Consider the following 19,589-nt stretch of genomic DNA (forward strand, 5'->3'; position numbering starts at 1 on the left):
TGGCAGAATGCCGCCATGCGCGACTCAAAGATCGTCGACTTCCTGGCCGAGCTGGCCGACAGAGTACCCGCGCCGGGCGGCGGCGCGACGGCGGCCCTGCACGCGGCGCAGGCCGCCGCGCTGCTCGGCATGGTCGCCCGCTACACCACCGGGGAGAGGTACACCCGCCACGCCGAGACCGTCGTCGCCGTGATCGCCGAGACCGACAACCTGCGGGCGCGGGCGCTGAAGCTGGCCGAGGAGGACGCGGCGGCGTTCCTCGCGGTCACCGACGCCTACCGGCTGCCCAAGGGCGAGGAGCGCAGCGCCGCCATCGCCAGGGCACTGGCCGGCGCCGCCGAACCGCCCGCCAGAGTGATCGAGGCCGCCACGCGGGTGATCGAGCTGTGCGAGCTGCTGCTGCCGTTCGGCAACCGCAACGTCGTCACGGACGTGGCCGCCGCCGCGGAGGCCGCGCGCGCCGCCCTCACCACGGCCAGGGTGAACGTGGAGGTCAACCTGGGCGGCATCAAGGACGAGCGAGTACGCGAGGCGCTGAACATCCGCATCTCCGGCGTCGACGCGGCCGTCGCCAGGGCAGACTGGGTGACCGCCGAGGTACGCGAGGTGATCCACTCGTGAAGACGCTGACCGGGAAAGACCTGGCCGCCGCCATCAGAGCCCAGACGGAGGCCGAGGCGGCGGCGGGCCCGCAACCCAGGCTGGCCGTGGTCGTGGCCACGGCCGACGAGGCGAGCCTGTGGTATGTCCGCTCGATCGCCAAGGCGGCGGCCGGCGTGGGCATCGCCTGCGACTTGGTCGATCTCGGCCCCGAGGCCCGCCGCGAGCAGATCGGCGAGACGCTGGCCAGGCTCAGCGGCGATTCCCACGTGCACGGCGTGATGTTGCAGACCCCGCTCCCCGCGGGCGCCTCGCCGCAGGAGCTGGCCGGGGCCATCGATCCGCGCAAGGACGTGGACGGCGCCAACCCGCTCTCGCTGGGCCGGCTGGCGGCCGGGCTGCCCGCGTTCCCGCCCGCCACGGCGGCGGCCGTGATGGCGCTTCTCGACCACTACGAGGTGGAGCTGCGGGGCCGGCGGGCGGTGGTGGTCGGGCGCTCGACCGTGGTGGGCAAGCCACTGGCGCACCTGCTGCTCGACCGGCACGCCACGGTCACCGTCTGCCATTCGCGCACCCGCGACCTACCCTCGGTGACCTCCGAGGCCGAGGTGCTGGTCGCGGCCGTGGGCCGGGCCGGGCTGATCGGCGCCGATCACGTGGCGCCTGGGGCGGTGGTGATCGACGTCGGCACCAATCCCACCGGCGACGGCGGGCTGACCGGCGACGTCGACTCCGAGGCGGTCGCGGGCCTGGCTGGAGCGCTCACGCCGGTGCCCGGCGGGGTCGGCCCGGTGACGACCGCGCTACTGCTACGCCACACGGCCAGGGCGGCGAACCTGCCATGACCAGCGACGGCGAGCCCGCCGTGGGCAGGCCCTCCACCTCGACGGCGAGCCCCGACACGACCAGGGCCGCTCCTTTGACAGCGAGCCCCGCCACGACCGGGACCGCCACCGCGTCGGGGAGCCGGCCGTGACGCGGAGGACGTGGACGAGCGGATCTTGGACTGGATGGCGGAGGCCTACGATGGGTGACGTTCTGATCGTGCAGAACAGCAGGAGCGGCGGCCCGAGCCGGGTGGGCGACTGGCTGGCGGAGGCCGGGCTGGAGCTGGACGTCGTGCTCGCCCACGAGGGTGCTCCCCTGCCCGCCCGCCTGGAGCACGACGCCATGATCATGCTCGGCGGCGGCTACCTGCCCGGCGAGGACGACAAGGCACCGTGGTTGCGCGATGCCAGACGGCTGGCGGGGCAGGCGCTGCGGGAGGGGGTGCCGTTCTTCGGCATCTGCCTGGGCGGGCAGCTACTGGCCGAGGTCGCGGGCGGCGAGGTGACCGGCGACGTGGGGGCGCCGGAGAACGGCAGCCTTCCCGTCACGATCCGGCCCGAGGCGGCCGGCGATCCGCTCTTCCACGGGTTGCCGCAGGTGGTGCCCGCCGTCGAACACCACAAGGACGCGATCACCAGGCTTCCCGAGGGGGCCGTGCATCTGGCGGAGACCGCCAGATGTCCTTTCCAGGCGTTCCGGGTGGGCGAGCGGGCGTGGGGCGTGCAGTTCCACCCGGAGGTGCTGCCCGCGCGCATCCGCGGGTGGCGCGCCGACGGGTTCGACCCCGACGAGGTGTACGCGCGGGCGGTGGCCGACGAGCCGGTCTCGACGCCGATCTGGCACGAGGTCACCACCCGGTTCGCGGCGCTCATCACGGAACGGGCGTCGTCGAAGGGCCGAAGCGGCGCCCGCGGGCATGGCAGCGCGGCGGGGGTGGCGGCGGCGCGCCCGTCATCGTGAGTAGGCGTCCCAGCCCAGCTTGATCGCCACCGCCAGCCCGCAGGCCGCCGCCAGGTAGCGCAGGCCGTGGCCGGGCACCCTCCGCGCGATCTTGGGCCCGACCCACCCGCCGAGCAGGAACCCGGCCGCCAGCGGCACCGCCGCCCGCCAGTCCACCGGCCCGAACAACGCGAACCCCAGCGCCGCCACCGCGTTCGCCAGCCCGGACAGCACGTTCTTCATCGCGTTCAGCCTGGCCGCAGAATGGTCGATCATGGCCGCGAGCACCGCGAACACCAGGATCCCCCCGGCCGCGCCGAAATAGCCCACGTAGATCGTCACGGCGAACAGCCCCACCCTGCCCAGCACCCCATGATCGCCGTGCACCCGGCCGGACGGCGGGCGGGCGAGCAGCAGCGAGGCCATCGCGATCAACCAGGGCGCGATCAGCTCGAACGTCCTGGCCGGGGTCACCAGCAGCAGGAACGCGCCCGTGGCACCACCGAGCGCGGCCACCGGGCCGAGCCTGCGCACCCGGCCGCCCTCCCCGGCCAGTTCGGGACGTGACCCGGCGGCGGCGCCGATGCCGGTGAAGACGAGGGCGACGGTGTTGGTCACGTTCGCGGTCAGCGGGGACAGGCCGAAGGCCAGCAGCGCCGGATAGGAGATGATCGACGCGAGGCTCACGACCGTGCTCAACACACCGGCCGCGACGCCGACGATGAGCAGGCCGAACGTTTCTCCGACGATCACCCAGATATGTTAGGTGTTGTCCGTTTCGTCCCTGCGGGCGGGTTGCTCTAGGCGTTGCGGATCTCGGCGGCCGAGCGCAGCCCGAGCAGGTCTAACGACCGTTCCCGCATCTCCACCTTCCGGATCTTCCCGGTCACCGTCAGCGGGAACTCCTCCACGACGTGCACGTACCGCGGGACCTTGAAATGCGCCAGCCTGCCCGCACAGAACTCCCTGACCCGCTCCGCCGTCAGCGGCCGCGCGCCCGGCCGCATGATGATCCAGGCCATCACCTCCTCGCCGTACTTCTCGTCGGGCACCCCGATGACCTGCACGTCGGCGATGTCCGGGTGGCTGTAGAGGAACTCCTCGACCTCGCGCGGGTAGACGTTCTCGCCGCCTCGGATGATCATGTCCTTGATCCGGCCGACCACGTTGACGTAGCCGTCGTCGTCCATGGTGGCCAGATCCCCGGTACGCATCCAGCGCGCCTCGTCGATGGCCTCGGCGGTCTTGTCCGGTTCGTTCCAGTAGCCGAGCATGACCGAGTAGCCGCGCGTGCACAGCTCGCCCGGCTCGCCCCTGGGCACCGGGAGGCGGGTCTCCGGGTGCACGATCTTGACCTCCACGTGCGGCATCGCCCGGCCGACCGTCTCGGTCCTGCGGGCCAGGTCGTCGTCGGACCTGGTCATCGTGGACACGGGTGAGGTCTCGGTCATGCCGTAGCAGATGGCGACCTCGCGCATGTTCATCTCGCCGACGACGCGCTTCATGACCTCGACGGGGCACGGGGATCCGGCCATGATGCCCGTTCTCAGGGTCGAAAGGTCGAAATTTCCGGACAAGCCGAGTTCGGCGATGAACATCGTCGGCACCCCGTACAGGGACGTGCACTTCTCTTCCTGTACGGCGCGCAGCGTCGCCTCCGGGTCGAAGCCCGGCGACGGGATCACGATGCAGGAGCCGTGCGAGGTCGCGCCCAGGTTGCCCATGACCATGCCGAAGCAGTGGTAGAACGGCACCGGCAGGCACACCCGGTCGTGCTCGGTGTAGTGGATCAGCTCGCCGACGAAATAGCCGTTGTTGAGGATGTTGTGGTGCGAGAGCGTCGCGCCCTTGGGGAAGCCGGTGGTGCCCGAGGTGTACTGGATGTTGATCGGGTCGTCGAAGGCCAGCTCCGCCATGCGGGCCTCCAGCGCGGACCGGTCCGCCTTGCGCGCGGTCAGGGCGTCCCACGTCGGGTCGTACAGGTAGACGACGTCCGCGAAGCCGATCTCCTCGACCATCTTGCGGTAGTCGCTGCTCTTGTGCGTCTGGGCGCTGATCAGCAGGCGCATGCCCGACTGCTCGACCACGTACCGCAGCTCGTGGGTGCGGTACGCCGGGTTGACGTTGACCAGGATCGCGCCGATCTTGGCGGTGGCGTACTGGACGAGCACCCATTCCGCCCGGTTGGGCGCCCAGATGCCGACCCTGTCGCCTTTCGCGATGCCCCTGTCCAGCAGTGATCCGGCCAGGTCGTCGACGTCTTCGTTGAGCTGTGTGTAGGTCCACCTGCGGCCGGCGGGCACGTCGACGAGGGCTTCCCTGTCGCCGAAGCGGGCCGCTGTGCGTTCGAGGTTCTCACCGATGGTCTCGCCCAGGAGGGGCGTCTGGGCGGTGGCGCTGGAGTACGACAGCATGCCCACAGTGTCAGCCGCCGTCCCGCGTACGCACCAGACCCCACCTCCAGCGGCCCGCTTCCACTACGCCAGTGCGGTGGTGATGGCCTCGGCCGTGGCCTGCCAGATCGGGGTGGAGGGGGTGATGACAGCGAAGTGGTCGCCGGACATTTCCAGGTATGTCACCTCGTCCCCGGCGTGCTGGGCTGCTCGGGCGTAGCGGCGGCTGAAGTCGATCAGGTCGAGGTCGTCGTCCGTGCCTTGGACGATGAGCTGGGGTGCGTTGAGCGGCAACCTGAGCAAAGGAGACGAGACGCGGTAGACGTGTGCCGGTTCCTCAGCGCCGCGGCGGGCGGCCGCTTCGGTGGAGGGGTGGCCGAGGGCGGCGGCGACGGCGCCGGAGCTGAGCCATCGCCGATCGCCTTCGACGAGATCGAGCACGCCCGCCAGCGACACGGCAAGCGCCACCCGCACCCCGTCGGCCACGGCTCGCAGGGCGAGTTGGGCACCCGCGGAGTGCCCGACGACGGCGACCCTGCCGAGGTCCAGAGCCGGACTCCCGGCCACCGCGCCCCCGCCGAGGTCTACGTCCGGGTGAGCGTCGGCTGCGGGCATGTTCACCGTGTCGAGCGCCGCCAGACCGGCGGCGACGTCAGCGGTCGTCGACTGCCAGCCGTGCAAGTCGGGGCGGCGGTATTCGAGGTTCCACACCGCGAAGCCGCGTCCGGTCAGGTCGGCGCAGAGCGCTTCCATGAGGTCGGCCGCCCAGATCGACCGCCAGTACCCGCCGTGGATCAGCACCACGACCGGCGCATTCCGCGCTCCTCCGGGCACGTACAGATCGCCCCACTGATCCCGCGACGCCCCGTAAGCGATCCGCCGGGACGGGTGCCGCATCCGATGCACGGCATGCCGGATCCCCCAGGCCAGGCCGCTGATGCCGCGCCCATGCAGGTGCGTCGCGCCCTCCCCCGCCGCCACGTCGTCGGCGCGCTCGACGTCCACCCAGACCACGGGCCCGATCGGCTGCCCGATCAGCTCGCGCACCTCCGGCGAAGGCCCGGGGATCACGACCGCGCCACCCCTGGCAAGAGACAGCAGATGAGCGGCGTCACGGGCGTGCACGAGCGCACCTCGTACGCCCAGCGCGGTGAACTCGCGCGCGGCGACCTCCGCCAGCAGTCCGGCGTCGGGGACGACGCCGGGACCTGCGACTACGAGGACATCTCCCATGGAGCCTGACACTACAGAACAGGACTCCGCCGAAACCTTTTCCAACCGAGGGGCCGCCATCCAGGCCACGGAGCTCGGCCACGCCACCGAGGAACCCGCACGACGCCCACCCCGAGCGGGAGTTGCTCGTGCAGACGACGAAAAGGCATAGCTTGGGCCGGTGCATGTTGAGCGACTTCACCCCTGGCCCACCGGTGTCGCCGAGGCGGAGGCCATCCAGGACCGGCTCCGCGTACACGTCGAACTGACCGGACCCACCACCTTCACACTGGTGGCGGGTCTGGACGTGCATTACCACGGCGACGACTCGCTGACGGCCGCCGTGGTCGTGCTCGACGGCGACACGCTCGCGCCGGTGGAGCAGGTGGTGGCGCACGGGCGGGCGGCGTTCCCGTACGTGCCGGGCCTGTTCGCGTTCCGGGAGCTGCCCGCTCTGGTGGAGGCCCTCGAACGGCTCGCCGTGACACCTGACCTGCTGGTCTGCGACGGGTACGGCCTGGCGCACCCGCGCGGGTTCGGCCTGGCGTGCCACCTCGGTGTGCTGACCGGGCTGCCGGCGATGGGCGTGGGCAAGACGCCGTTCATCGGCACGCATGAGACGCCGGGGCCGGAGCGAGGAGCCTGGACGCCGATCGTCCATGAGGGCGCCACGATAGGGCGGGCGTTGCGCACGCAACGCGGCGTCAAGCCGGTGTACGTCTCCCAGGGCCATCGCATCTCCCTGGACACCGCCACGGACCAGGCGCTGCGCCTCACCTCCCGCTACCGCCTCCCGGACCCGATCCGCCACGCCGACCATCTGGCCAGGCACCCGTCCTGACCAGAAGCCGCCCCAGGATTTCGGCGTCGCCGTCCGGACGGTGGCCACCTGACGCAGGAGGGCGACGCGGCCACCGGGCCGGAGCACGGCCGCGACCCCCTGGCGCAGGACGGCGTGCCTTCGTCGGATGGCGGGAGGTCAGCGGCGCCAAGCCCAGACGAGGAGCCACACGCTGAGCCCGAAGATCGACATCCCGAGCGGCACGTGCACGGTCACCACCCCGGAGCCGCCGAGCGCGGACTGGACGAAGCCGAGCAGCAGCACCGCCAGGCTGACCAGCGCCGGCCAGCCCGCGCCGCGCCCGGGCCGCCACATCAGCACGGCCACGATGAGCTGCACCAGCCCCAGCACGTGCACGGCGCCCGCCCCCACGCCGTGCAGGCCGGCACCCGCCCCGCTCATGAGTTGCCCCGCCGTCACGGCCTGAACGAGCACGGACAGCGTGTTGAGCGTGGCCACGGCCTTGAACGCGGTCACATACCCGCTCCCCTTGGCGACCTGGGTTACCACTGGACTTCTCCCTTGACCTCGTATGAAGGCCTCCAGGATCTTGCCGTGACCCGCGAATGGCATCCACCGGCCGTCGTCATCCCCGCTACGCCACCTGCCGTACATCGGGCCCCGTCTGTACCCCGAGAGGCGCACACCCGCCGCACTCCGGCTCATGGCCGGGCTCAGCCGGGCTGGTGGTCGCCCGAGAGCGCCAAGGGCGGAAGGACGGCCTGGGCGTCGGCGCCGGCGAACCACAGCCCGATCATGAACGTCGCCGTCGCCTCCAGCAGCGCCGCCCGGTCGAACCCGCCGCCGTTCACGGGCGTGCAGCCGAGGTCGGCGACCAGCGTGCGTACGGCCTCCATCGCCGCCGGATCGTCACCGCACAGCGGCACGGCCAGTGGCCGGCCGTCGAACACCGGCGGCGTCATCCGCCACACGTCCACGTGGCACAGGTTGAACGCCTTCACCACATGACCGCCGGTGAGGTCGCTGATCAGGTGGGCGAGCGGGCGCCTGAAGTCGTGCTTGCCGGGGCCTTCGGCGGTCACATCGATGACGGGCTTGCCGCGCATCGCCGCGCCGGCGGCCTGGAGCACGTCCACGATCCCGTGATCCCTGACGCCCACCATCACGACGTCCCCGAACTCAGCCGCCTCCACCCACGTCCCAGCCCGCACCACCGCCTGCGCGGCCTGGGCGGTCATCTTCGCGGCCTGTGCGGTGGCCTTGGCCAGGTCCCTTCCGCTGATCATTACCTCATGGCCCGCCCTGGCCCACTGCGTGCCCAGGGCGTCCGCCATCCCTCCGGCGCCCAGGATCCCGATACGCATGTTCGTCCTCCGTCTTCGTACAGCGGTTTACTGGTAGAAGGACTGTAGAAATTTCGTCGCGCACCATTCGGTGCCTAACGGAGGCCCCGTTGTTCCTCGCCGACTGCCAGGCCAGACTCGCCTTCGACCTGATCGCCAACACCTGGAACGCGGTCGTCGTCTGGTCGCTCCGCCACGGCCCGCGCCGTCCCGGACGGCTGCGCGAGGAGATCGGCGGCATCAGCACCAAGGTCCTCACGGAGACGCTGCGCCGCCTGGAGTTCAACGGCCTGGTGGCGCGGCGCACGTACGCGGAGGCCCCTCCCCGCGTCGAGTACGAGCTGACCGACCTGGGCCGCAGCCTCCTGGGCCCGATCGGGATGTTCGGCGAATGGGCGTTCGATCACGCCGAGGACGTCATGGCCGCCCAGGACCGCTGGGAGTCCTGAGCACCGCCTCCCACCTGCAAAAACCTTTACATTAACCAAGTGTTACGTAACAACTACCCTGGGTAGCTAGTCGAAGGTTGTTCGTTACCGTCACCCAGGAGGTTCGATGCGTTTCACCCCCCGCCGTATAGCCGCTGCCGCCGTCGTCGCCGGTGGCCTGACCCTGTTCGGCGCCCCACCCTCGCACGCCGTGGTCGATCCCGTCGGCGTGGGCACCTGCCTGGCGGGCTCCGCCGGCGACCTCACCACACTGGTCGATCCGGCCGCTCCAGGCGTGCCGGCCGAGGTGCCGGTCGTGAGCTGCCTGCAGCCCTGACCCGACCTGGCCCGGCAGCCCTGCCCCCTCCAGGCCGGCGGGCCCCGATCCGCCGGACCGTCCTGACTCGCCCGACAGCCCCAACCTCCCAGCCCCGGGGCCCGGACGCAGGGGTCCGGCGCAGGGCCGCCCGCGGGCGACGCGGCCGAGCATGTCGCGCTGCCCGCGGGCGGTCCCCCTCCCAGATCCAGTCCCAGCCCAGGTCTCGGGCTGGTTACGCAGTCATCCCACAGCGCAATGATCGTCTACGAAGAGCAGCAGCAAGGAGTTCCCCGTTGAAGGTCCGTGTCCTGACCGCCGTCGCCGCCCTCGCGCTGGCCGCCGCCGCACCGCCGATCACCCTCGACTCCCTCGGCTCCCTCGCCTCCAACGACCCGCCGCTCGTCGAGGTGCAGACCTGGATCCAGCACATCAACGTCCTGACGTCCTAGTGCGGCTCGCGCACGTACCCGTGGCCGATACATCGACGGAGTCACGGACGATGCCCGGACGTGTCGGCTATGTCATGTTCCTCAGCCGATGGATACAGGCGCCGCTCTACCTGGGGCTGATCGTCGCCCAGATCGTGTACGTGTGGCGGTTCATGATGGAGCTGATCCATCTGATCGAACTCGGGTTCGGCGGCCACCCACCGGAGACCACCGTCATGCTGATCGTCCTCGGTCTCGTGGACGTGGTGATGATCTCCAACCTGCTCATCATGGTCATCATCGGCGGCTACGAGACGTTCGTCTCGCGGTTGCGCATCGAGGGGCATCCCGACCAGCCCCAATGGCTTTCCCACGTCAACGCGAACGTGCTCAAGGTCAAGCTGGCCATGGCGATCATCGGCATCTCGTCCATCCACCTCCTCCAGATCTTCATCAACGCGGCCAGACCGGCCGTCACCGACAGAGAGCTGATATGGAAAACACTGATCCACCTGACCTTCGTGGTCTCCGCACTGGCGCTGGCCCTGATCGATCGCATCATGGCGGGCGGGCGCCCAAACCACGGCACCGGTCGCGGCGAGCGGCCCGCGGACCGGCAGCCGCAGCGGGCCGCCGCCTAGCCCAGCCGGATCGCCGGAGGGGAACGCCGCCGCACTGCGGATGGGGCTGTTGATGAGGGTGAAAGGCCCCACGATCGCGGGGCTCGCCGTGATCGCGGGCGTGCTGCTTCCCAGCGCCGCCGCGTACGCCGACGGCGAGGCCCGCAAGGAGGGCCCCACCCCACTCATCGGCGATGTGATCATTTTCAATGATGAGATCGTCGAGCCCGTGTCTCTGCCAGTGAGCACCTGCGGAAGCCTGTTGCCGCTGCTCGGCAAGTCGCCCAGCACCTGTGAGGGCGCGTCGCGCGTGTCGGACGACGACGCGTGAGGCAGGACACGTGACGCCGCGCCGTACGTGCCCGCCCGCGTGGTGGGCGGGCACCGTGGCGGCATCCGGGCGACCCGGCGCGTCAGCCGTACAGCCGCTCCAGCACCGCCGCCACCCCGTCCTCGTCGTTGGAGAGCGTACGGCGCTCCGTCGCCGCCAGCACCAGCCGATGCGCGTTGGCCATGGCGTAACCGGCGCCCGCGAAGGCGAGCACGGCCAGGTCGTTCGGCATGTCACCGAACGCCACCACCTCCCCCGATGAGACGCCCCTTTCCTGGCAGAGCAGGTCGAGCGTGCCCGCCTTCGTCACCCCGGGAGCGCTGATCTCGAGCAGCCCGTCGACTCCGGAGTGCGTGACCTCGGCCTGCCCCTCGACCGCCGCCGCCACGGCCGTGACCATCTCGTCCGCCGTGTGACCGGACGACAGGGCCAGCAGCTTGACGATGGGCTCGTCCTCGTCGAAGACGGAGCGCACCTCGCGGTAGTAGGCCAGGTCGTGGCTGACCCGCCTGGTGTACGCGACCTCGGTCAGCACGTTCCGGCCCGTCTCGGCGGCCAGGCCCATGCCGGGCAGGGCCTCGGCGAGGAGGTACGCGACCTTTCTGGCCGCCGCCGGTTCGAGGGGCCGGCTGGTGACGATCTCGTCGGTGGCCAGGTCGTACACGATGGCGCCGTTGCTGCAGATCGCGGTGCCCGTGACGCCTGCCTGCTCGGCGATCTCGCGGACGCCGCGCGGCGCTCGGGCCGTGACGAAGACGATCTCGGCGCCGGCCGCTCGGGCCGAACTGAGCGCCTGCTTGGTACGGGACGTGATGACGCCGGTAGAGGTGAGGAGGGTACCGTCGAGGTCGGTGGCCACGATGCGGGGAGAGGTCACGGTGACCATTATCCCGAAGCCCCTAGATGCGCATCTCGGAGGGGAGCAGCGCTTCCGCGTTCAGGAGCTCCAGGCCCAGGAGTTGCCCCGACTCCCCGAAGTCAAGGACGACATTGTCCGCTACGACCTGCCGTACGGCCTCTCCTGGAACTATTTCGTGCTTCATCGCGATATAGGCGATATCGCCTTCCTTGTCCCAGGTCACATACACCGCCTGCTTACGCTGGCTCGACGGCGCGGCGTCCCAGACCAGCAACCCTTCCCTGGCCTCGTGCGACCCGGCCAGCGCCGCCCGCACCATGACCATCGCCAGCTCGATCGCCTCCAGCGAGTCGAGTCCGGTGACCTTCCGCTCGTGCTCCCACCCGTCGAGCCCGTCGATCCGGTACGGGCACGACCATTCGCCCGTCGGTTCCTCATAAGGCACGCCGACGGCGACCACGACGTCACTCGGCGGATCGGTACGCAGCACCAATGCCCGATGGGCGATCTCGTACATGTCTGCTGATCTACCCCCAAGGCCAGTCATGGAAGACTGAGCCTTGCATGTGTTCAGCAGCAGAGCCTCGGTCCCATATCGTCGCCGGAGAAAACATTCCTGCCTACGACCGCCGCGGGCTAGTCTGCCAACGGTCGTAAGGGGGCCCTTGAGATGAACGATTCCTTCGGGACGCGCCTGCGAGCCAGGCTCGATGAGTGCGGACCGCTGTGTGTGGGCATCGATCCGAGCCCGGCGCTGCTCCATGCCTGGGGGCTGGACGATTCGCCCGCCGGCCTCGAACGTTTCAGCCGCACCGTCGTCGACGCGGTGAGTGACGTGGCCGCCGTGGTGAAGCCGCAGTCGGCCTTCTTCGAGCGCTGGGGCAGCCGCGGCATCGCCGTACTGGAACGCACCATCGCGGATCTGCGCGAGGCCGGGACGCTGGTGCTGCTCGACGTCAAGCGCGGCGACATCGACAGCACGATGGCCGCCTACGCCGAGGCGTACCTCGACCGGGGCAGCCCGCTGGCCGTGGACGCGGTGACGCTGAGCCCTTACCTGGGGTTCGGGTCGCTGGAAGGGGCGATCATGTCGGCGGTGGCCAACGACGCGGGCGTGTTCGTGCTGGCCCGCACCTCCAACCCGGAAGCGGCCCCGCTGCAGCGGCTCGTCGCCGACCAGGTGCTGGCGGGGGCCGCCGCCGCGAACGCGGGGCACACTCCGTTCGGGCCGGTCGGGGTGGTCATGGGCGCCACGCTGCCCGCGCTGGAGCACTCGCTGGCCGACCTCAACGGCCCCATCCTCGCTCCGGGGCTGGGCGCCCAGGGCGCCTCACCCGCCGACGTGGCGCGGTTGTTCGGGACCGTACGGCATACGGTCGTGCCCTCGGTCTCCAGGGCCGTGCTGGCCGATCCGAAGCGCCTGCGCGCCCGTACCCTCTCTTACCGGGACGAGTGCGCCGCCCAGCTGGCCCGCAGGCCCGCCGCTCAGAAGTGAGTGGCGATCCCGTACGCCTCGGTGCAGGTCCAGCTCGTGGCCATGAGGGCAGCATCAGACAAGCTGCGGCGCGGCTATGAGCTAGCCGGTGGGGCCGGCGTCCGGGCGGATGACGTCCTCGTCCTCCGGCACTTCCTCCGGCTCCGGCTCGTCCAGTTCGTCCGGCGTGTCGGCCGGCACCGGGCGGCGGGTCCTCGGCGTGCTGGCACCCGAACGCTCCGCGACGACGTCGCTCTCGCCTACGTCTCCCACCGCCGCTGGCAGCTCATCGGATTTTTTGGTCATAGTCACCACCTGCCCCCCGAACACCCTCTGAACCGGTTTGTTACCGTGCGATCATGACCACCCGCACCCAACGCCCCACCGCCCGGTGAGCGGCCCGCCGTTCCGGCCCGGAGTGAACCTGAGGCTCAACCGCTGAGGCTGTCCTCGATCTCGGGGCGGGTGGGCATCGAGGTGCTGGCGCCCTCGCGCTGCACCGACAGTGCCGCCGCCGCGGAGGCGAAGCGCAGGGCGTCCTCCACCCCGGACCCCTCGGAACGCGCCACGGCCAGCGCCCCCACGAACGTGTCGCCGGCCGCCGTCGTGTCCACCGCCTGCACCGTCACGGCGGGCATCCGCAGCCGCTCTCCCGCCCGCGACCCGTACAGCGCTCCTTCCGAGCCCAGCGTGATCACGGCCTCCTGGACCCGTTCGAGCAGCGCGTCCAGGGCGGCGTCCGGGCCGGTGACGCCGGTGATGGCGGCGGCCTCGTGCTCGTTCGGGACGATCATGGTGACGGCGTCCAGCAACTCCTCCGGCAGCGGCTGGGCGGGCGCGGGGGTGAGGATGACGGGCACGCCCGAGACCTGGGCCGCCTGCGCCGCCGCGACGACGGCCTCCATGGGGAGTTCGAGCTGGAGCAGCAGCGCCTGCGAGGCCGCGATCGCGGCCAGGTCGTCGCCACAGGGGCCGGTGACGGTGCCGTTCGCGCCGGGCACGACGATGATCGAGTTGCCGCCGTGGTCGTCCACCACGATGTGCGCGATGCCGCTGGGCCCGGGCACCTGGCGCAGGCCGCGTACGTCGACTCCGGCCTCCGTCAGCGTGGCCCGCATCTCGGCCCCGAACCCGTCGTCGCCCACCGCCCCCAGGAACGCCACCTCCGCGCCCGCGCGCGCGGCGGCGATCGCCTGGTTGGCCCCCTTGCCGCCGGGTACGGTGCGGAACCGGTGACCGGTGATGGTCTCGCCCCGTTTGGGGGCTTCGGTGACGTACGCGACGAGGTCCATGTTGGCGCTGCCGAAAACCGAGATCATGACCTCATCATCTCCTGCGTACGTGCGGCCAGCTCGTCCAGACCCACCCCGTCGAACCCGGTCAGGCTGCTGGCCAGGCTGTCGCGCATGCGCCAGCGGTCCGGCACGCCGCCGTTCAGCGCGCCCGCGACCGAACCGGCCGTGGCGCCCGCCGAGTCGGTGTCCCAGCCTCCGGCGACCGCTCCGGCGATCGTGGCGGTGAAGTCGCCCCGGCCGTGCACCAGCGTGGCTGCGACGAGGGCGGCGTTGTTGATCGTGTGCACCCAGTGCAGATTGCCATGGCGTTCGTGCAGGAGGTCGATGACACGCTCGAAGTCGTCCTCGCGGGCGGCGTCCGCGGCGGCCAGGCGTACCGCCTCGTGCAGGCGCGACCCTTCGGGCACCACGGACAACCCCGCCCGCACGACCTCCTCCGCCGAGGTGGCCACCATCGAGGCGGCGCACATCGCGGCCGCGAACATCGCCCCGTAGATCCCGTTGGCGGTGTGCGTGAGCCTGGCGTCCCGCCAGGCGAATTCCGCCGCCGTGGCCGGGTCGCCCGGATTGACCCACCCGTACACGTCGGTCCTGATCAGCGCGCCGATCCACTCCCGGAACGGGTTCCGGTACGTCGCCGTCCGCGGCGGCTCGACCCCGTCCAGAAGGTTGCGGTACGCGACGCGCTCCGCGGTGAACGTACGGCCGGCGGGCAGCTCGTCCAGCCACAACTTCGCCACGTCGTCGGTGGTGAATCCGCGGCCGTGGCGCTCCAGCAGGGACAGGGCCAGCAGCGGGTAGTTGAGGTCGTCGTCCTCGGGGACGCCGTCGATGTTCTCGGCCAGGGAGTTGACGGCGCTGCGGCGGTTCCACGGCCAGCGGCGGGCGAGGTCGCCGGGGAGTCCCTTGGCGGTGAACCAGCCGCGGATGGGCCAGTTGCCGGTGGCTTCCGCGATCTGCCTGATGCCTTCGCGCGGGATCTTCTCGACGGGCTTGCCCAGCACACATCCGGCCGCCCGCCCCAGCCACGCCCCCAGCACCCGTGCCGGATCCACCGCGACGCCGCCCGATGTCCTCCCCGGCCACGCGGGGCAGGCGGCGATGATGTCGGCCAGCTCCGACGGCTCTGCCAGCGGCGACGGGATCGCCGCCAGCTCGTCCAGCAGCTCCTCGGCCAGCCCGCGCAACCGCGCGGCCCCCGGCTCGGAGGCCCCGGCGCGCGGCGGTGCGTCGTGCCCTCCGGCCGCGTGCCACCGGGCGGCGATCTGCGCCACCTCCCGGCCGTCCTCGGCGGCCTGGCGGAGCTCGTGCCCGACCAGGTCCTCGGGCTGGACCCAGGTGAGCCGGATCATCGGCGGTCGAGGTCGGCGAAGGCGGCCTCGTGGCCGCGCCGCCGTACCAGGTCGTCGGCGTGCACCCGGCGCGCCACCTCGGCGATCGCCAGCCCGGGCGCCACCACGTCCGTACGGCTGGCCGCCCCCACCTGCCCGACCCACTCCGGCGGCACCGAGGCCAGCCCCCCGAGCGCGCCCGCGATGGCCCCGCCCATCGAGGCGATGGAGTCGGCGTCGCGCCCGTAGTTGACCCCGCCCAGCACGGTGTCGCGGTAGTCGCCCTTGGCGATCACCAGGAACCCGAGCGCCAGCGGCAGCTCCTCGATGCTGTGCACTCGGCTCGGCCGCCGCGCCCCCAGCCCCTGGTCGCGGTAGGTGTCGGCGACCGTGTCGTAGGGCCGCATGGCGGCGCGCAGCGCCTCGAACGAGCCGTCCCAGTGTCCAAGCCCGGCGGCGGCCTCGCAAACCGCCTCGATGGCGCCCCTGGTGCCGTCCTTGGCCAGGCGCAGGCAGGCGGCGACCACGGAGTCGGCCGTGGCGCCGGGACGCATGGCCTCGGCGACGGCCGCGGCCATGACCCCCGCGGCCTCCCGGCCGTAGCTCGACTGGTGCGCCCCGGCCAGGTCGATGGCCTCGGCGTAGGCGGCGTCGGGGTCGGCGGCGTTGACGATGCCGACGGGGGCGACGTACATGGCCGCGCCGCAGTTCACGATATTTCCGACACCGGCCTCGCGGGGATCCACATGACCGTAGTGCAGCCTGGCCACGATCCACTTCTCGGCCAGGAAGATCCGCTGCAGCGGCAGAGCCTCGGCCTCCAGCTCGGGGATCCACCGCCGCTCGCCCATCAGCTCCGGCACCAGGTGGTCGGCCATCGCGTACGCGCCGAGGTGCCCGCCGACCTGCTCGTACACGCGGATCAGGGCGTGCGTCATCAACGTGTCGTCGGTGATGTGGCCGTCGCCCTTGTGGTAGGGGGCGATCGGGCGGGCGTTGCGCCAGTCCTCGTTGAACGGCGGCACGATGCCCTCGACGCGGCCGCCGTACCTCTCGACGATCTGTTCGGGAGTCCAGCCCTCGGTGGCGCCACCCAGCGCGTCACCGACCGCCGCCCCCGCCACGCAGCCAGTGGCCCTGTCCTCAAGCGGCGTCATGCGATTCCCTCCACTAGTTCGATCAAATCCTGGCCCGCCAGGTCAGGCAGGCAACATCCGGCCAGCGTACGGGCCGACGCGAGCCACCCCTCCGGGATCGTGTCGTACCCGCCGCACGCCCCCGCCAGCGCCCCGGCCAGCGCGGGCGCGGAGTCGGCCAGCGCGGCCAGGCACGCTGCCGCGGGCACCGCCCGGCCGACCTCGCCACCGGACGCCTCGGCCAGCGCCAGCGCCACGGGCACGGTCTGCGCGGCACCGACGCCGTAGCTGTAGACGTGGTCGAGCAGCGCGCCGTCCAGCGCGGGCACCGCACCGAACGGATCTCCCGCCGTCCTGGTGACGGCCAGCGCCAGGCGGGCGTTGTGCCCGATGGCGGTGTCCTCAGGCAGTACGGCCAGCGCCGCCTCGACCGCCCCGGCCACCGAGCCCGACGCCACGGCCTCGGCGATGGCGGCGGCCATGGCCTGGGCGCCCAGGACGCCGTCGTAGGCATTCGTCACCTGGGCGTCCTGCGTGGGGTCGCGCCCCAGCACCCCGAACGCGACGGCCCTGACGGCGGCGGCATCGTCGAAATGGTGCGGGTTGTCGTGCCCGGACGCGGGCGGCTCGACGCCCTTGGCCAGGTTGTCCAGCGCGGTGGCCACCGAAATCCGCGCCCTGACCGGGCCGAGCTCTTTGAACGCCGCGGCCCTCGGCCGGTCGATCGTGAGCGCCGTCCACGCGAGCCACTCGGCGTCGTCGGACGGGCCGATCCGCAGCGGCGCCACGGGCTGGTTGAGCGCGAACGGCACCGGCAACGTAGTGATCTGGTGGTCCTCCGCGAACGCGTCGAGCTCCCGGTGCAGGCGCCTGCTCCAGGGCGCGTGCAGGGCCGCCCGGTGCCTGGCGGCCGGCCACCCGGCGGCGTCACCGACGGCGAGACCGGCGAACGCCCCCCTGATTCTGTCCCCCGACATCGTGATCTACAGTCCTTCCGCCAGTTCTTCGGCGACGTCCAGCACATGTTTCCCGGCCACGACGGGCAGGCATTTGCCTGTCACGGGCCCGATCCTGGCGGCCCACCGCGCAGGCACGCCCCGCTCACCCTGCCCGGCTCCGGCGATGGCACCGGCGATGGCGCCGATCGTGTCGGCGTCCCGGCCCAGGCTCACCCCGAACGTCACGGACGCCTCGACGTCGCCGTCACCCACCAGGAAGGCGGCCAGCGCCAGCGCCACGGCCTCGGGGGCGACGTCCGTCCACGGGTAATGCTTGACGACGACGGCCTCGTGCAACGCGTCCACCGCGCCCGTGGCCGGCGACCGGCCGAGCACCTCGCGAACCCGCACGATGTTCCGGGCCGTCCACGAGTCGGCGGGAATCACCGAAAGAGCAGCGAGCACCACGTCACCAGGCGACGCCCCACCCATGGCGGCCGCCACGGAACCGGCGACCGCCCGGCCGCCGAGGATGCCCTCGCCGGACCCGCTGACCAGCCCGTCCTGCTCCACCAGCCGAGCCGCCTCAAAGGGATCACCAGGGCAGAACACACCATAGGGTGCGGCCCGCATGGCGAGCCCGTCCGACCAGCCGTGCGAGTGCACCAGTCCGGTCAGCGGCGGCTCCAGGCCGCGGCGAAGCGCTTCGACGGTGCCCAGCTCGGAGAACCCCGCCCCCCGCATCGGGCCCGTCACGCGCGGAATGATGTCCGAACGGTAAGCGGACGCCACGTCGGCGGAGGTCAGCGAGTGACCGTGCCGCACCAGCAAGGACGCCGCGAAGATCGCGTACTCCGTGTCATCGGTCCCCCCGCCCTCTATCTCGGTGAGCCGCCCCCATCGCCGCCGGATCTCCGACGGCGACAGGTTCTCGGCCGGGGCCCCGAGGGCATCGCCGGCCGCGAGGCCGAGCAGACACCCCCGGGCCTTGTCGCGATAAGTCACCGCTGGTACCGCTCCAACACCTTGTTCCCGTCCTCGACGAGCTTCGCGGCGGCCTCGTCGATGGTGATCTTGTTGCCGAAGTACTCCTGCAGGGCCGGCGTGGCGACCTTGCTCTTCCACTCGTCGAACCCGTTCACCTTCAGGAACGGCGCCACGACCAGGTTCTTGCCGGAGGCGGTGGCCACGTCCCAGCCGTTCTCCGCAGTGGTCATCGCCGGGTCGGCGGCGGCCGTCTGGGAGGTCGGCAGCAGCCAGTCGCCCTTGGCGAGCTTGGCCTGGTTGGCGCCGTTCAGGAAGAACGAGATGAACTTCATGGCCTCGTCCGGGTGCTTGCTGTCCTGCGCGATCGACAACGTCTGCGAGACCGCGCCCTGCTGGGCGCTGGTGCCCTTGGGCGCCGGGAGCGTGACCCACTCGAAGCCGTCGGGTGCCTGCTCGACGACCTGCTGCCGCAGGTAGACGCCCGCGGGCAGCAGCGCGAACTTGCCCTTGTAGAAGGCCGGCAGCGGGTCCGCGGTGCCCTGCCCGAGCGCCGCCGGGTCGGCCGACTTGTCCTTGTAGAGCTGGTCGTGGATGCGCTGGAGCACCTCGCGCTCCTCGGGCCCGACCTTGACCGTGGTCTTGCCGTCGGCCGTCTGGAAGAACGTGCCGCCGAAGTTGAGCGCCAGGTTGAGCGTCTTGTTGACCGGCGACTTCATCGCCCACGCCACGCCGTATGTGCCGTCCTTGGTCATCTTCTTGGCCGCCTCGGAGAACTCGTCCCACGTCCACGGGTTGTCCGCGGTCGGGATGCGCACCTCGGCGGCGTCGAGCAGCTTCTTGTTGGCGATGATGACCTGCGACTCCTGCAGGAACGGCACGCCGTACACGCCCTGCTCGCCCTTGCCGCCGTCGAAGGTCACGGTGTCCCACGCGGCCTGCGGGATGTCGCTCTTCAGCTCGGCGGGCAGCTTGCCGGACAGGTCCAGCAGGTAGCCGTCGCTGGCGAAGCCGGACAGCGCGGGCGAGTCGTTGTGGATGACGTCGGGCGCCGTGCCACCGGCGAACTGGGTGACGAGCTGGTCGTTGACGTTGTCCCAGCTGCCCTGGACGTAGGTGACCTGGATGTTGGGGTTGGCCTTGTTCCACTCGTCGACGAGTTGCTTGTTCGCGGCGACCGATTCCTTCTGCCACGCCAGGCTGAGGAAGTTGATCTTCACCGGCTCGTTGGGGGAGGCCGGGGATTCGCCGCCGCCTCCGCTGCCGCACGCGGCGGCGAGCGCGACGATCGTCGCCGCCGCCAGAGCGGACCTGATTCGCATATGAGCC

General features: G+C 71.3%; 24 protein-coding genes. 10 read left to right on the top strand and 14 right to left on the bottom strand.

Features of this window, described 5'->3' with window-relative positions:
* The first annotated feature begins 15 nt into the window (after positions 1-15).
* From ACFLIM_RS37825 to ACFLIM_RS37835, 3 genes are all read left to right on the top strand, one after another.
* On the top strand, positions 16-621 hold the full coding sequence (locus tag ACFLIM_RS37825; protein ID WP_393173281.1) for a cyclodeaminase/cyclohydrolase family protein: 606 nt from the start codon (positions 16-18) through the stop codon (positions 619-621).
* A complete protein-coding gene (locus ACFLIM_RS37830) occupies positions 618-1,445 on the top strand; it encodes a bifunctional 5,10-methylenetetrahydrofolate dehydrogenase/5,10-methenyltetrahydrofolate cyclohydrolase (RefSeq protein ID WP_393173283.1) in 828 nt (275 codons plus the stop codon). Before ACFLIM_RS37825 ends, ACFLIM_RS37830 begins: the two co-directional genes overlap by 4 nt.
* A 181-nt stretch (positions 1,446-1,626) precedes the next feature.
* Positions 1,627-2,388 carry a type 1 glutamine amidotransferase gene (locus tag ACFLIM_RS37835; RefSeq protein ID WP_393173285.1) on the top strand — a complete coding sequence of 254 codons (762 nt, stop codon included), beginning with the start codon at positions 1,627-1,629 and terminating at the stop codon, positions 2,386-2,388.
* Here ACFLIM_RS37835 and ACFLIM_RS37840 read toward each other — a convergent pair.
* The 3 genes from ACFLIM_RS37840 to ACFLIM_RS37850 all read right to left on the bottom strand — a co-directional run bounded on the left by ACFLIM_RS37840 (position 2,380) and on the right by ACFLIM_RS37850 (position 5,993).
* On the bottom strand, positions 2,380-3,120 hold the full coding sequence (locus tag ACFLIM_RS37840) for a sulfite exporter TauE/SafE family protein (RefSeq protein WP_393173287.1): 741 nt from the start codon (positions 3,118-3,120) through the stop codon (positions 2,380-2,382). The genes ACFLIM_RS37835 and ACFLIM_RS37840 overlap by 9 nt on opposite strands.
* 47 nt (positions 3,121-3,167) lie before the next feature.
* A complete protein-coding gene (locus ACFLIM_RS37845) occupies positions 3,168-4,781 on the bottom strand; it encodes an AMP-binding protein (protein WP_393173289.1) in 1,614 nt (537 codons plus the stop codon).
* Between the two features lie 63 nt (positions 4,782-4,844).
* Positions 4,845-5,993 carry an alpha/beta hydrolase family protein gene (locus ACFLIM_RS37850; RefSeq protein WP_393173291.1) on the bottom strand — a complete coding sequence of 383 codons (1,149 nt, stop codon included), beginning with the start codon at positions 5,991-5,993 and terminating at the stop codon, positions 4,845-4,847.
* A 160-nt stretch (positions 5,994-6,153) separates the two neighbouring features.
* On the opposite strand from ACFLIM_RS37850, the gene ACFLIM_RS37855 reads away from it, so the two are divergent.
* Complete coding sequence (locus ACFLIM_RS37855) at positions 6,154-6,813, top strand: endonuclease V (protein WP_393173293.1); 660 nt, start codon at positions 6,154-6,156, stop codon at positions 6,811-6,813.
* Between the two features lie 138 nt (positions 6,814-6,951).
* Here ACFLIM_RS37855 and ACFLIM_RS37860 read toward each other — a convergent pair whose 3' ends face one another.
* Positions 6,952-7,323: a hypothetical protein gene (locus ACFLIM_RS37860; protein WP_393173295.1), complete on the bottom strand. Its 372-nt coding sequence runs from the start codon at positions 7,321-7,323 to the stop codon at positions 6,952-6,954.
* 164 nt (positions 7,324-7,487) lie between these two features.
* On the bottom strand, positions 7,488-8,138 hold the full coding sequence (locus ACFLIM_RS37865) for an NADPH-dependent F420 reductase (RefSeq protein WP_393173297.1): 651 nt from the start codon (positions 8,136-8,138) through the stop codon (positions 7,488-7,490).
* Positions 8,139-8,227: 89 nt separating this feature from the next.
* Here ACFLIM_RS37865 and ACFLIM_RS37870 point away from each other — a divergent pair, with 89 nt between their 5' ends.
* From ACFLIM_RS37870 to ACFLIM_RS37890, 5 genes are all read left to right on the top strand, one after another.
* A complete protein-coding gene (locus ACFLIM_RS37870; protein WP_393173299.1) occupies positions 8,228-8,566 on the top strand; it encodes a winged helix-turn-helix transcriptional regulator in 339 nt (112 codons plus the stop codon).
* Positions 8,567-8,672: 106 nt separating this feature from the next.
* Positions 8,673-8,882 (top strand): hypothetical protein, encoded by a 210-nt coding sequence (locus tag ACFLIM_RS37875; RefSeq protein ID WP_393173301.1) that lies wholly within the window; start codon positions 8,673-8,675, stop codon positions 8,880-8,882.
* 275 nt (positions 8,883-9,157) lie between these two features.
* A complete protein-coding gene (locus ACFLIM_RS37880) occupies positions 9,158-9,313 on the top strand; it encodes a hypothetical protein (RefSeq protein WP_393173303.1) in 156 nt (51 codons plus the stop codon).
* A gap of 50 nt (positions 9,314-9,363) precedes the next feature.
* The gene (locus ACFLIM_RS37885; RefSeq protein ID WP_393173305.1) at positions 9,364-9,933 is read left to right on the top strand and encodes a TIGR00645 family protein; all 570 of its coding nucleotides are present in this window, start codon (positions 9,364-9,366) and stop codon (positions 9,931-9,933) included.
* A gap of 52 nt (positions 9,934-9,985) precedes the next feature.
* Positions 9,986-10,243: a hypothetical protein gene (locus tag ACFLIM_RS37890; RefSeq protein ID WP_393173307.1), complete on the top strand. Its 258-nt coding sequence runs from the start codon at positions 9,986-9,988 to the stop codon at positions 10,241-10,243.
* Between the two features lie 82 nt (positions 10,244-10,325).
* On the opposite strand, the gene ACFLIM_RS37895 is transcribed toward ACFLIM_RS37890, so the two are convergent.
* Positions 10,326-11,120, bottom strand: a complete 795-nt coding sequence (locus ACFLIM_RS37895) for a Cof-type HAD-IIB family hydrolase (RefSeq protein ID WP_393173309.1) — start codon at positions 11,118-11,120, stop codon at positions 10,326-10,328.
* A gap of 22 nt (positions 11,121-11,142) precedes the next feature.
* Positions 11,143-11,619 (bottom strand): DUF6968 family protein, encoded by a 477-nt coding sequence (locus ACFLIM_RS37900; protein ID WP_393173311.1) that lies wholly within the window; start codon positions 11,617-11,619, stop codon positions 11,143-11,145.
* 153 nt (positions 11,620-11,772) lie between these two features.
* On the opposite strand from ACFLIM_RS37900, the gene pyrF reads away from it, so the two are divergent.
* The gene (gene pyrF / locus ACFLIM_RS37905) at positions 11,773-12,597 is read left to right on the top strand and encodes an orotidine-5'-phosphate decarboxylase (RefSeq protein ID WP_393173313.1); all 825 of its coding nucleotides are present in this window, start codon (positions 11,773-11,775) and stop codon (positions 12,595-12,597) included.
* Positions 12,598-12,678: 81 nt separating this feature from the next.
* Here pyrF and ACFLIM_RS37910 read toward each other — a convergent pair whose 3' ends face one another.
* The 7 genes from ACFLIM_RS37910 to ACFLIM_RS37940 all read right to left on the bottom strand — a co-directional run bounded on the left by ACFLIM_RS37910 (position 12,679) and on the right by ACFLIM_RS37940 (position 19,582).
* Positions 12,679-12,882, bottom strand: coding sequence for a hypothetical protein (locus tag ACFLIM_RS37910; RefSeq protein ID WP_393173315.1), 204 nt, complete (start codon positions 12,880-12,882; stop codon positions 12,679-12,681).
* A gap of 125 nt (positions 12,883-13,007) precedes the next feature.
* Positions 13,008-13,895: a ribokinase gene (gene rbsK, locus ACFLIM_RS37915; RefSeq protein ID WP_393173317.1), complete on the bottom strand. Its 888-nt coding sequence runs from the start codon at positions 13,893-13,895 to the stop codon at positions 13,008-13,010.
* Positions 13,892-15,223 carry an ADP-ribosylglycohydrolase family protein gene (locus tag ACFLIM_RS37920; RefSeq protein WP_393173319.1) on the bottom strand — a complete coding sequence of 444 codons (1,332 nt, stop codon included), beginning with the start codon at positions 15,221-15,223 and terminating at the stop codon, positions 13,892-13,894. Before ACFLIM_RS37920 ends, rbsK begins: the two co-directional genes overlap by 4 nt.
* Entirely contained in the window at positions 15,220-16,359 is a 1,140-nt protein-coding gene (locus tag ACFLIM_RS37925) for an ADP-ribosylglycohydrolase family protein (RefSeq protein WP_393173321.1), read from the bottom strand. Before ACFLIM_RS37925 ends, ACFLIM_RS37920 begins: the two co-directional genes overlap by 4 nt.
* Positions 16,356-17,315 (bottom strand): ADP-ribosylglycohydrolase family protein, encoded by a 960-nt coding sequence (locus tag ACFLIM_RS37930; RefSeq protein WP_393173323.1) that lies wholly within the window; start codon positions 17,313-17,315, stop codon positions 16,356-16,358. The genes ACFLIM_RS37925 and ACFLIM_RS37930 overlap by 4 nt, the downstream gene beginning before the upstream one ends.
* A 6-nt stretch (positions 17,316-17,321) precedes the next feature.
* Positions 17,322-18,281 (bottom strand): ADP-ribosylglycohydrolase family protein, encoded by a 960-nt coding sequence (locus tag ACFLIM_RS37935; RefSeq protein ID WP_393173325.1) that lies wholly within the window; start codon positions 18,279-18,281, stop codon positions 17,322-17,324.
* On the bottom strand, positions 18,278-19,582 hold the full coding sequence (locus ACFLIM_RS37940) for an ABC transporter substrate-binding protein (protein WP_393173327.1): 1,305 nt from the start codon (positions 19,580-19,582) through the stop codon (positions 18,278-18,280). The genes ACFLIM_RS37935 and ACFLIM_RS37940 overlap by 4 nt, the downstream gene beginning before the upstream one ends.
* Positions 19,583-19,589: the final 7 nt, after the last annotated feature.

The organism is Nonomuraea marmarensis, from assembly GCF_043197025.1.
Classification (GTDB): Bacteria; Actinomycetota; Actinomycetes; order Streptosporangiales; family Streptosporangiaceae; genus Nonomuraea; species Nonomuraea marmarensis.